The following is an 11,776-nucleotide window of genomic DNA, read 5'->3' on the forward strand; positions in this document are numbered from 1 at the left end:
GACGACCTCGCCACCGATCACGCAGGTGGGGGTAGCTGCCCGCGCACCCATGCAGGATCGGGGTTGACGTGCACCCGGCCCGCCACCACAACGGTCGGCACGGTCTCGTCACCGTTGTTGGCCGCCCGCACCGCCGCCGCGCCGGCCGGGTCACGCCAGATGTCGACCCAGTGCACCCGGCGGGCGCCGCGGCCCAGCCGGATCCGCAGCCGCAGGCAGTACTTGCACCCCGGCCTCCAGTAGACGATCGGCCGGCCGTCGACCGCGCTGCGGCGTTCTGCCTCCGCCGCGGCGATCGGCCGCGGGAAGGCCAGCGACGAGTGCAGCCCTGCGAGGAGCCCGTACACCAGCAACAGCGCGACGGCCGCGCCGGGAGCACCCCTGGACACCAGGGCGACCGCCACCAGCGTGCCGCAGACCGCGAGCACCGTCGGCAGGACCCATGCGCGGTTCATGTGACGCAGGCTATCGGTGACTCGAAAGCCGACGGATGCCGAGGTGGTCGCACGTCCCATCGCTCGGATCAAGCGCATGGCGCCGCCCGTGTCCGGGGTTGCCGGCAGGTATCAGGCGCGCAGGTTCCGGCCGAGGAAATCCCTGATCAGCCGCGCCACCTCGTCGAGGGCGCTCTCCAGGAGGAAGTGGCCGCCTTCGAGGAGGTGGATCTCAGCCTCGGGCACGTCGGCGGCGAAGGCGCGGGCGCCGTCGGGGCCGAAGATCTCATCCCCCTCGCCCCAGACGGCCAGCAGCGGTGGCCGTCGTTCGCGCAGGACTTCGTGCAGGCGGGGGTAGAGCGGCGGGTTGGTGGCGTAGTCCAGGAACAGGGCCAGTTGGACGCGGTCGTTGCCGGGGCGGGAGACCAGGGCGACGTCGTGGTGCCAGGTGTCGGGGCTGACGAGGGTCTCGTCGGGCACGCCGGTGAGGTACTGCCAGCGGATCGCGTCCAGAGTAAGCGCCTGCCGGACGGCCTTTTCGGTCTCGGGTGTCTGTTCGCGGTGGTAGTCCCAGACGGTGGTCCAGAAGCTGGGGACGAAACCGGCTTCGTAGGCGTTGCCGTTCTGGGTGATGATCGCCGTGATCGCGTCCGGGTTGTCCAGGACGAGCCGCCAGCCGATCGGGGCGCCGTAGTCCTGCACGTAGATGGCGTAGCGGGAGATGCCGAGCTGGTCGAGCAGGCCCGACGTCAGCCCGGTGAGCGCGTCGAAGGTGTAGTCGAAGTCTTCGGCCGGCGGCGCGTCGGACAGCCCGAACCCCAGGTGGTCGGGGGCGATGACGTGGTAGCGGTCGGCCAGTGCCGGGATGAGCTCGCGGAACATGAACGAGCTGGTCGGGAAGCCGTGCAGCAGGACGATGGCGGGCGCGTCCGCGGGTCCGGCTTCGCGGTAGAACAGCCGCCGGCCCTGCACGGTCGCGTAACGGTGGTGGACGTTCGCCATAACTAACCCCTTTGATCTGATTGAATGGTTAGACTGAAGCAGAAGCGGCTATAACCTGTCAAGCAGCAATCAGGGGTTAGGCAATGTTCGAGACGATGACATGGGCGGACGAAGACGTGCTGTTGGACCTGCTCAACAGCACTCCGGTCGTCGACGGGATCCACCAGGACCTCCTCGCCGATCCGGCCGAGGCGCGCACCTGGCTGCGGCAACGTGGAGGCGACGGGTCATCGCCGGAACGCGACGCCGTCCGGCAGGTCAGGGACGCTTTGCAGGAGATCCTCCGCGGCGACCTGCCGGGCAGCGCGCTGGGGCCTTTCCTCGAAGGCGCCACCTACCGCCCGGCCATGTCGGAGCGGGGCGTGGAATGGTCACTCGACGTCCCAGCCGGGCGGGCGATGAGCGTCAGGGTGATCCTGACCTGGGACGCGCTGGAGCGGACCCGGCCCGGGCGGCTGAGGCCCTGCGCCAACAGCGAGTGCAGGCTGTTCCTCCTCGATCGCAGCAAGACCAACCGGGCACGCTGGTGCTCGATGGCCGTGTGCGGCAACCGGATGAAGGCGCGGCGGCACTATCAGCGCACGCACCAGCCGCCGGCCGGCTGAAAGGAGCCGCCGCCAGGCCACGCCGCGGCCTTCGAACCATCGGGGACCGCCCAGCGCGACGTCGCGATCAGAAATAACGCCGCGCCGCTCCTTACAGCGTGCGAGCGAACCATTCGTGCAGCGCGGCGCCGACCTGCGCCGGATCCTGGGTGTCGACCTCGCCCAACTCGTCGCGTACGCGCGCGATCGCCTGGCGGCAGGACCCCACAGGCGCCACTACCAGCGGCTCATCCGTTTCCGGCCGCGCCGGGGTCGCGTAGCCGCACGCACACCGCGTACGGCGCGTCGTCCTGCTCTCCGCGCATCCCCTCGACCGTGCCGCGGGTGCGGATCTCGCCCGCGTACCGCATGCCGATGCGCTCCATCACCGCTCGTGAACGCCCGTTGTGGCGGGCCGTGCACGACACCACCGCTCGCGCCCCGAGGACGTCGAACGCGAACGCCAGCCCGGCGCGGCCGATCTCGGAGGCGTACCCGCGCCCCCAGAACTCCCGCCGCAGCGCCCAGCCGATCTCGAGCCAGTGCGCGTGCGCCACGAACGGGTGGCGGGCCTCGTGCGCGTCGCGCACCCACGGCTCCGCCGGAAGGAACGCGTAGAGCTGACCCCAGTCGTCGTCGACCGGCGTGCGCGAAAGTCCGCCGCGGCCGACGACCTGGCCGCTCACGCGGTCGTAGGCGACCCATTTGTGCACACCGTGGAGGCGCCACGAGTCACCCATGAACCTCGCCCGTTCCTCCGCCTGCTCGAAGCTCGGCCTGCCGGCGCCGTACCACGGCCAGACCTCCTCGTCGCCGTGCACGAGCCAGAGGTCGGAGGCGTGAGCGGGGCCGGCCGGCTCCAGCCGCAGGCGCGTGGTGAACCGGACGCCGGCGGCGCCGGCCGGTGGCGGATCTGCCATGCGGCACAGTGTCCCACGACGGGCGGCGGCGGCGCGTCCGCAAGAACGCGCGAGCATTTCGACGAACGTTTCTGCACCTTCCTGCACCTTTCCTGAGGGCGATGGCATCGGCGTCCATGCGCCGGTCCTCGCCATCGCCCGCCCGCCCGGCCGTGACCGGGACCGGCCGGTACGGCGTGAAAGTTTCACCCTTCATTGACAGGCGGAAAGCGCTTTCCTACGGTGTGGGCGTCCACGACGACGAAGGTGGTACGAGATGAGACGAGCAGTCGCGCTGCGACTCCATGCGGCGCTGGCCGCGCTGGCCACCGCGGCCGCGGTCGGTGTGACCTTACCGGTGACCCAGGCCTCGGCGGCGGCCGGCAGCGCCACCGGCTACGCGACCGGCAACGGCGGGACCACCGGCGGTGCGGGCGGGCAGACGGTGCGGGCCACCACCGGCACCGCGATCCACGCGGCGCTGTGCAACCGGGCCAGCAGCTCCACCCCGATCACCATCGAGGTGGAGGGCACCATCAACCACGGCAACACCAGCAAGGTGTCGGGCGACAGCTGCAACACCGCCGACGACGTGATCGAGCTCAAGCAGATCAGCAACGTCACGATCATCGGCGTCGGCAACGGGGCCGTCTTCGACCAGCTGGGCATCCACATCCGCGAGGCCCGCAACATCATCATCCAGAACGTGACCATCCGGAACGTGAAGAAGTCGGGCTCGCCCACGTCCAACGGCGGCGACGCCATCGGCATGGAGAGCAGCGTCCGCAACGTCTGGGTCGATCACGCCACCCTGGAGGCCTCGGGCGGGGAGTCTGAAGGCTTCGACGGCCTCTTCGACATGAAGAACGACACCCAGTACGTGACCCTGTCCTACAGCATCCTGCGCAACTCCGGCCGCGGCGGGCTCATCGGGTCCAGCGAGAGCGACCGCTCGAACGGCTACGTCACCTTCCACCACAACCGGTACGAGAACATCGACTCCCGCACCCCCCTGCTGCGTGGCGGCATCGCCCACATCTACAACAACCACTACGTGGACCTGCACGAATCCGGCATCAACTCCCGGGCCGGGGGCCGCGCCAGGGTGGACAACAACTACTTCGAGGACTCCAAGGACGTTCTCGGCACCTTCTACACCAACGAGGCCGGCTACTGGCAGGTCGGCGGCAACATCTTCGACAACGTGACCTGGTCGAGCCGCGGCGACGAGAACAACCCAGCCGGCCCCGACCCGCAGTCGAACACCTCGGTCAGCATCCCCTACTCCTACAGCCTCGACCAGGCCGGTTGCGTGCCGGACGTCGTCCAGCAGACGGCCGGCGCCAACAAGGGCATGCTGGTGTCGCCCGGCAACTGCTCCGACCCGCAGGAGCCCACGACGCCCCCGACCGATCCCACCGACCCGCCGACCACGCCGCCGCCCAGCGGGACCAACCTCAGCATCGGAGCCGGCTCCGACGGCTCCGGCAAGGCAAGCGGGACGAGCTACGGCAACGTGCGGGACGGCGACATGAGCACCTACTGGTCGCCTTCCGGCTCGACCGGTGACATCTCGGTCAAGTGGGGCTCCGCCACGACGGTCGGCAGGGTCGTCATCCGCGAGGCGTCAGGCTCCTCGGGCGCCATCGGATCCTGGCAGCTCGTCAACCACGGCACCGGGGCCGTCCTGAAGTCCGGCAGCGGGGCGGGCGCCATCACCTTCACCCCGACCTCGCTGAAGAAGATCACCTTCAGGATCACCGGCGCGAACGGCACGCCGAGGGTCGCCGAGTTCGAGACCTACGCCTCGTAGCTCCGTCTGCTGATCCACGGAGCGTCCCGGAACCGGAGGCCGCTCCGTACACCGAACGCGAAGCGTGTCCCCCTGGTGTCGTGATCTTCCGACACGAGGGGGACACCTCCAGGCGAGCCGGGCCAGGCGGACCGCACCCTTCACCACCAGGCGAAGGCGAGCCAGGCGAGGAGAGGTGCGACCACGATCGAGACGAGGCCGTAGGTGAGCAGCTGGCGGAACAGGCGCGGCCGGACCGAGGGCTCGGCGGCGCCGAGGATGAGGCCGCCGGTGATGCCGAGCGGGTTGATGTCGACCAGCACCGACGCGAGGGCGAGGGCGAGCACGCCGCCGACCGGGGAGACGCCGGCGGCCACCAGCGGGGGCAGCAGCGGCATGACGGTCGCGAACACCGCGATGGAGCTGGCGGCGAAGGACGTGACGCCGGCGATGTAGCAGAGCACCAGCAGGCTGAGGAGCGGCGACCCTTCGATCGTGAGCAGGTCGCTGATCTGCTTGAACGCCCCCAGGTGCTGCATCAGGCCCACGTACGTCAGCAGGCCGCCGATCAGCAGGACCACGTTCCACGGGATCCTGGACACGATCGCGTCGACCGGCAGCCGGAACACCAGTTGCAGGACCAGCGCGGCGGTCAGGCCGAGATAGCCCACGTTCATGTCGAAGCCGACGGACAGGGCGACGACGGCGAGCATGCACAGCAGGGTGAAGCCACGGGCTCCGGGCCGGGTCTGCGGGGTGGCGGGCGCGGGTGGTGCGGCGACCGTCGCCGTCCGGGTGCCGCCACCGCCGGACGCGGGCTCCGGCTCCGGCTCCGGCTCCGGGGATGCCGTGCCGGCCGGCTCCGGCGCGGCGGTGCCCGGTCCCGGGTCCTGGACGGTGGCGCCCGGCCCGGCAGGGTGGGCCGTGGCGGAGACCGCGACCCGGCCGCGTGGGATGCCGCCGCTCCACAGGCCGACGACCAGCAGGCCCGCGCACACCACCAGGCCGGCGAGCAGCCCGCCGGCCAGGAAGGCCACCGGGCCCGAGCCGGGCAGGCCGATGCCGAGCTTGGTGCTCAGCTCGCGTGCGGTGACGCCGTAGACGGCGAGCGGCGACAGCAGCCCGCTGATGATCCCGGTGACGCCCAGGACGGCGGCGATCAGCGGCGAGGTCCGGTACCGCGCGGCGAACCCGAGGGCGATCGGCGAGACGATGGCGGTCGCGGCCGCGGGCAGAGTGCCGGCGGCGGTGAGAACGGCGCCGATGGCGAAGGGAACCAGGGAGATCAGCACCAGCCGGCCGCCCGCCAGCCGGAGCAGCAGGTCCAGTAACCAGTCGAGGGTCCCGTTGCGCTGGGCGACGGCGAACAGGGCGGTCACGCCCACGATGAGCACGAAGAAGTCGGCCGGGAAGAACCCCGTCACGTCGTTCGCCGGCACGCCGGCGGCGAGCCCGAGGATGAACGCCGCCGCCAGGGCGCCCAGCCCGAGGTCGAAGCCGGGTATCAGGGTCGCCGCGAGCAGGGCGGCCAGCACGATGATGGACAGAGTCGCGACGGTCATGAGCACGCTCTTTCTCGGTCAGACCACTCCTCGGTGGCGCAGGTCATGGATCTCTTGCTCCTCGATCCCGGCGAGGTCGCGCAGGACTTCGGCGGTGTGCTCGCCGAGGGCCGGCGCGGTGCGGCCGATCGTGGCGTCGAAGCCGGAGAAGCGTCCGGCGGGCGCCTGCATGAGCCGCGGGCGGCCCGTCCTGTCGTCCGGCACCTCCACCACCGAGCCGCGGGCGCGGATGTGCGGGTCGGCGCAGATGTCGGCCGCCGAGTTCACCGGCCCGGCGGCCACGCCGGCGTCGACGAGCAGCGCCATCAGCGGCTCCAGGTCGTGCGCCGCGACGAAGGCGGCGACCCGCGCCTCGATCTGCTCGCGGTGCTCCAGCCGGGCGGTCATGGAGTCGTGTACGGCGAGGTCCGGGGCGTCCATGACCTTGACCAGCCGGCGCCACATCTGCTCGGTCGAGGCGGGCAGGGCCAGCCAGCGGCCGTCACGGGTGCGGTAGAGGTCGTTGGGGCTGATGTGCGGGTTCTGGTTGCCCTGGCGCTCGCGGTTCTCGCCGGTCGCGCCGTACTCGACGATGAAGTCCTCCATCATCCGAAGCAGCGGCTCGTAGAGGGGGATGTCGGCCAGCTGCGCCTGCCTGGTGAGGTCGCGCTGGCGCAGCGCGAGCATGGCGGCGAACGCGGCGTAGATGCCGGTGACGCCGTCGGCCACGGGATAGCCGGCGAAAAGCGGCGGCCGTTCCGGGGCGCCCGTGCGGTAGGTCAGACCCGCGAACGCCTCCGCGACGCGGGCGAAGCCGGGCCGGTCGGCGTACGGGCCGGTGCGGCCGAACGCGCTCACCTGGACCATCACCAGATCCGGCCGGTACGCCCTGAGGTCGTCGAAGTCGATGCCGAACCGGCGCAGCGTCGCCGGGCGGAAGTTGGTCACCACGATGTCCACGGCCGCGACCAGCCGCCCGACCAGACCGGCCGCCTCGGCGTGGTGCAGGTCGATCGTGACGCTGCGCTTGCCGCGGCCGAGCATCGCCCAGGCGGCCGACTCGCCGTCCTCCAGTGGCGGGTAGTGGCGCGCCGGGTCGCCGGTGGCGGGGTGCTCGACCTTGATCACCTCGGCGCCGAACTCGCCGAGCAGCGAGGACGCCAGAGGGCCGGCCAGGATCGTCGACACGTCCAGGACGCGCACTCCGCTGAGCGGACCGTTGGCCACTGGATATTCCTTTCACCTGGGGAGCGTCGATAGCGGGATCGATGTGACTGTCGTCACCATGCCGTGCCATCGGCGTGCGGGGAAGACATGGATGGAGTTCACAGGTGGAAGGTTTTGCCTTTATGGTGGCGCGGTGCGGGTGGAACGGGCACGTTATTTCCTGGCCGCCGTCGAGACGGGATCGCTGCGCGCGGCGGCCGCCCGGTGCGGCGTCAGCCAGCCCACGGTCGGGCAGCAGATCGCGTTGCTGGAGGAGGATCTCGACGTCGTCCTGCTCACCCGCAGCCGGCACGGCGTGCGCCCGACCCCCGCCGGCCAGGCCCTGATCGAGGCGCTGCGCCGGCTGGTGGAGGCCGAGGAGGCGGTGCGCGAGTCGGCGATGCGGTCGAGCGGCGCCTACCGCGGCCGGGTGCAGATCGGCGGCGTCACGGTGACGGTCGAGACCATCATCGCGCCGGTCGTGGGCCGGTTGCGCCGGCACCATCCGGGGCTGCGCTTCGCCGTCCGCGAGGGGGCGTCGTCGGCCGTCGAGACCGCCGTGCTGGACGGCGCGCTGGACTTCGGGGTGATCACCACACCGCTGGCCCCGGCGGCGCCGGGGCTGCGCCGGATCCCGCTCATCTCCGCGCCCCTCGGGGCGTACGCGCGCACCGACCATCCGCTGGCCGGGCGCGAGCAGATCCACTGGCGTGATCTCGAGACGTGGCCCATCGTCACCATGCGGGCGGGCACCGTGATGTGGGAGACGCTGCACCGGCACGTGGTGGCCCCGGACGTCGTCGTGCAGGCCATGTCGGCGCGGACCGTCAAGGTGATGGTCGGCCAGGGCGTCGGCCTCGGCGTCCTCGCCGGTTTCGACACCTCGGCCGACATCACCGACCTGGTCTGGCTCCCCATCTCCGACGCGCAGCCCGTCCACCTGTGCCTGACCCAGCGTCAGGACAGCCGGCCCTCGCCGTCGGCCCTCATCGTCCAGCGGCTCATCCGCGCCAGGGCCGGCGAGCTGGCCGGCGGCCCGGTCAGCTGATGGAGCAGGTGTTGACCACGTCCCCGGAGGTCTGGCGGGGAATGGTGGCACTGGGCGGGGGCTTGTGGCCGCCGTGGGCCGTCCAGCGTTCGAGGGCCTCGAACGCCGTCCGCATGCAGGGCAGCAGCGGCCGCATCCGGTCGGGGAACATGTCGTACTCGATGTCCAGGTGGGAGGCGCCTTCCATCCTGTAGTAGCGGTGCAGGGCAGCCCTGCCCTGCTTGCGCACCAGCTCGGCGTACGGGTCGCCGTGGACCGCGATCGGCAGCAGAGTGTCCAGCGTCCCGTGCACGGTGATCAGCGGCTTGCCGATGCGGCCGCTCATCGAGGCCCGCCGCACCACCTTGTGCACGCTCTTCGGGCGCGCGTAGTAGTCGTAGTCGGCGTCGCAGTTGGGCGTGCCGCTCTCGCAGAACGGGATGCCCGCCTCCAGGTCGCCGTCGTACTCCGGGTCGATCTCCTCGCGGGCGCGGCGCTGCGTGCCGTCCCAGATGTTGCGGTAGTTGAACTCCCACAGGAACTCCGAGCCGGGGGCGAAACCGGCCCGCAGCATCGCGGCGTGCGCCTCGGGGTCGCCGTTCTCGGCGTACTTCGGGTAGTTGCGCAGCGCCACCGGCAGGTAGACCAGCGCGTTCGGGCCATTGTCCGGCGGCCAGTACGTGCCTTCCGCGTCGACGCCGCCGTCGTACAGCTCGGGGTGGTTCTCCAGCGCCCAGCGCACCAGCTGGCCGCCGTTGGAGATGCCCGCCGCGTACGTCCTGCGCAGCGGCTTGCGGTAGTGGCGGGCGACGGTGGCCTTGGCGGCGATGGTGATCTGGGTCATCCGGTGGTACCACTCGACGTAGGCGTCGCCTGGCCGCCTGCCGTCCTTGTAGAACTCTGTGCCGCCGTTGCCCTTGTCGGTCGCGGCGTAGGCGTAGCCCTTGGCCAGCACGTAGTCGGAGATCGTGAAGTCGTTGGCGTACTGGCGGCGGTTTCCCGGCGCGCCCGCGACCACCAGCCCGCCGTTCCACTTCTTCGGCAGCCGGATCACGAACTGGGAGTCGTGGTTCCAGCCGTGGGTGGGGTTGAACGTGGAGTCGTCCGGGAAGTAGCCGTCGATCTGGATCCCCGGCACTCCGCTCGGGTTGCGGGTGGCCGCCGCGTGCAGCCCCGCCCAGTCGGCGGCGTCGGTGTGCCCTGAGGCGACCGTACCGGCGGTGGTCAGGTCGTCCAGGCAGGTGGCGACCTGGTGTTGTGCGCCCGGTACGTGGACCTTGCCCATGCGGGAGCAGCGGGTGTCCGCCCGCGCGGGCGACGCCGCCGGCACCAGAGGGACCGCAACGAGCGAGGCCAGCAGGGCCGAGAAGACAGCAGATCTGCGAAGGAGAAGGGGCATGTGCGACTCCCTGGGGTCCGGTCCGATGCGCAGACCGGCGTGGTTCAAGGCGCTATGGGGGCCTTTTGTCTGATCACGGAGGTTACTAAGCGCATAGTCAGGTGCGGAGGGTCACTTGTCAACCAGTGACCCTCCGCAGCGCGCGCGGGGCCTACGTGCCCGCAGGGGTGACCAGCTTCAGCGCGAGCCCGGCGTAGAACTCACCGAGCTGCTCCGGCGAGTCGGGGCCGTCGAGGCGGTACCAGCGGACCAGATCGATGCTGAGCGACAACATCGCGCGCGTGACCCGCCTGACGTCGACCTGCGCGAACGTCCCGTCGGCCACGCCGCGCGCGACCGCCTCCCGGAAGTATCCGTTGGTCCGGTGGCGCAGCTCCACGATCTCGCCGTAGTGCTCGGCCGTGAGGGAGTTCAGCTCCATCTGGCACACCCGCGCGGTCACGTGGTGGCGGGCATGCCACACGGTGTACGCCGAGACGATGGCCCGCAGCCGGTCCGCCGAGCTCTCCACCGCCAGGATGGACGGGTCGCGTACGCGCTCCAGGACCCGCTCGTGACCGACCCGGATGATCTCGAAGAGGACGAGTTCCTTCGAGGGGAAGTGCACGTAGAGGGCGGCCGGGCTGAGCCCGACGCCCCCGGCGATGTCGCGCGTGGTCGTGGCGTGGAAACCGTTCGTGGCGAAGCAGCGCACCGCCGACGACAACAGGCGGCGCTGCACCTCCCCCAGGTCCTGCCTCCACAGGTCGGGGGAATGGTCTCGCAGCCGGGGATCGTCCGCCAAGTCCTGTGCGGTGAATCGGGCCTGCCGTCTGGCCATCCGCGACCCTCGCCCCTTCGACTCCGGGTGCATGGTTTCGATGCCGCCCGCCCGACAGGCCGGCCCTGCCCCGCCACGAGCATTCTACGAGCGACCATGCGCCCAGCCGCCTGGCTGATCAGTCCGCCCGGATCACCGGGGGCGGCGAGCCCGCGATCAGGTGAGCGACAGGCATCCCGTGCTCGCGCACGGACCAGCCGGGCGGCGCGCGAGCACCGCGCCCTTGCCGGCCAGAAGCTCCCGCGGTGACACGTCCCTGACGTTCCCCAGCGACGTGTCACCGCGATGGGCACAGACCCAGATCTCGCCGTCGGAATTCACGAACACGCCTTCCTGGCCCGTCACGCACGACCGGATCATGGGGATCCGGCCGGACATCAGGAAATGCCGCAGCCTCTCGAAATAGACCCGGCTCTTGAAGGCGTCCGCCGACTCGTCGATGACGCGCAGCAGCTCGGTGCGTTCAGCGGGGGTCAGGGTGCTCATGCTGAGCGGATGGCGGGACGGCACCGACACCGCGAGCAGCTCGACCTGCCATTTCCGCTCCCGCGCCCGGCGTACGAGCTCCTCGACCTCCCTCCAGTTGAGACTGGTCACCACCATGACGATCTGCAGCGGCACGCCCGCCGCGTCGAGACGTTCGATGCCCGCCAGGGTCGCCTTCGTGCCACCGCGAACCTGGTCGGCCGCGTCGGAACTCACATGGTCGATGCTCACGTCGGCGCCGCATCCCAGCCGCGACAGCGCCTCGGCGATCTCGTCGGTCACGCGTACGGCGTTGGTGAAGACGCGGACCGTGTCCACGTGCCGGCGCGCCACAGCCGCCAGCTCCACGAGGTCCGGACGGAGCAAGGGTTCGCCACCAGTGAGCGCCACGCTCCTGACGGGCAGGTGAGCCGTGCACCGCCGCAGCCAGCCGTCGTAGTCGGAAGCCGCGAGCCGGCTGAGCAATGATCGAAACCTGTGGATCTGACGGGAAGGGGTGTACCTTCCCGAATCATCTGATCAAGGTTTCGAGATAAGGCCGACGCGCCAACGTCGGTCGGGAAGGCACACCCGTGCTCACCGTAGT

Annotated in this window: 12 protein-coding genes; 3 read left to right on the forward strand and 9 right to left on the reverse strand. The window is 70.8% G+C overall.

The features are described from left to right. Positions 1-17: 17 nt before the first annotated feature. Positions 18-455 carry a glutaredoxin domain-containing protein gene (locus ACTWPV_RS45270; protein WP_347649637.1) on the reverse strand — a complete coding sequence of 146 codons (438 nt, stop codon included), beginning with the start codon at positions 453-455 and terminating at the stop codon, positions 18-20. 111 nt (positions 456-566) lie between these two features. Then, positions 567-1,436: an alpha/beta fold hydrolase gene (locus ACTWPV_RS45275; RefSeq protein ID WP_443156543.1), complete on the reverse strand. Its 870-nt coding sequence runs from the start codon at positions 1,434-1,436 to the stop codon at positions 567-569. Between the two features lie 95 nt (positions 1,437-1,531). On the opposite strand from ACTWPV_RS45275, the gene ACTWPV_RS45280 reads away from it, so the two are divergent. After that, positions 1,532-2,041 (forward strand): CGNR zinc finger domain-containing protein, encoded by a 510-nt coding sequence (locus ACTWPV_RS45280; protein WP_347649639.1) that lies wholly within the window; start codon positions 1,532-1,534, stop codon positions 2,039-2,041. Between the two features lie 91 nt (positions 2,042-2,132). On the opposite strand, the gene ACTWPV_RS45285 is transcribed toward ACTWPV_RS45280, so the two are convergent. Together ACTWPV_RS45285 and ACTWPV_RS45290 are read right to left on the reverse strand one after the other, a co-directional pair. Beyond that, positions 2,133-2,258 (reverse strand): hypothetical protein, encoded by a 126-nt coding sequence (locus ACTWPV_RS45285; RefSeq protein ID WP_443156544.1) that lies wholly within the window; start codon positions 2,256-2,258, stop codon positions 2,133-2,135. Positions 2,259-2,268: 10 nt separating this feature from the next. Further along, positions 2,269-2,940 carry a GNAT family N-acetyltransferase gene (locus ACTWPV_RS45290; protein WP_443156545.1) on the reverse strand — a complete coding sequence of 224 codons (672 nt, stop codon included), beginning with the start codon at positions 2,938-2,940 and terminating at the stop codon, positions 2,269-2,271. Between the two features lie 256 nt (positions 2,941-3,196). On the opposite strand from ACTWPV_RS45290, the gene ACTWPV_RS45295 reads away from it, so the two are divergent. After that, positions 3,197-4,732, forward strand: coding sequence for a pectate lyase family protein (locus ACTWPV_RS45295; protein ID WP_443156546.1), 1,536 nt, complete (start codon positions 3,197-3,199; stop codon positions 4,730-4,732). Between the two features lie 140 nt (positions 4,733-4,872). Here the strand turns inward: ACTWPV_RS45295 and ACTWPV_RS45300 are convergent, their stop codons facing one another. Then, entirely contained in the window at positions 4,873-6,273 is a 1,401-nt protein-coding gene (locus ACTWPV_RS45300) for an SLC13 family permease (protein ID WP_443156547.1), read from the reverse strand. Between the two features lie 18 nt (positions 6,274-6,291). Beyond that, positions 6,292-7,479, reverse strand: coding sequence for a CaiB/BaiF CoA transferase family protein (locus ACTWPV_RS45305; RefSeq protein ID WP_443156548.1), 1,188 nt, complete (start codon positions 7,477-7,479; stop codon positions 6,292-6,294). Positions 7,480-7,612: 133 nt separating this feature from the next. On the opposite strand from ACTWPV_RS45305, the gene ACTWPV_RS45310 reads away from it, so the two are divergent. Further along, positions 7,613-8,506, forward strand: a complete 894-nt coding sequence (locus tag ACTWPV_RS45310; RefSeq protein WP_443156549.1) for a LysR family transcriptional regulator — start codon at positions 7,613-7,615, stop codon at positions 8,504-8,506. On the opposite strand, the gene ACTWPV_RS45315 is transcribed toward ACTWPV_RS45310, so the two are convergent. The 3 genes from ACTWPV_RS45315 to ACTWPV_RS45325 form a co-directional block, all read right to left on the reverse strand. Continuing rightward, entirely contained in the window at positions 8,499-9,884 is a 1,386-nt protein-coding gene (locus ACTWPV_RS45315; protein ID WP_443156550.1) for a tannase/feruloyl esterase family alpha/beta hydrolase, read from the reverse strand. The genes ACTWPV_RS45310 and ACTWPV_RS45315 overlap by 8 nt on opposite strands. A 151-nt stretch (positions 9,885-10,035) precedes the next feature. After that, positions 10,036-10,704, reverse strand: coding sequence for a TetR/AcrR family transcriptional regulator (locus ACTWPV_RS45320; protein WP_443156551.1), 669 nt, complete (start codon positions 10,702-10,704; stop codon positions 10,036-10,038). A 156-nt stretch (positions 10,705-10,860) separates the two neighbouring features. Then, a complete protein-coding gene (locus tag ACTWPV_RS45325) occupies positions 10,861-11,655 on the reverse strand; it encodes a radical SAM protein (protein WP_443156552.1) in 795 nt (264 codons plus the stop codon). Positions 11,656-11,776 lie beyond the last annotated feature (121 nt).

Source organism: Nonomuraea sp. KM88, assembly GCF_052245635.1.
GTDB lineage: Bacteria > Actinomycetota > Actinomycetes > Streptosporangiales > Streptosporangiaceae > Nonomuraea.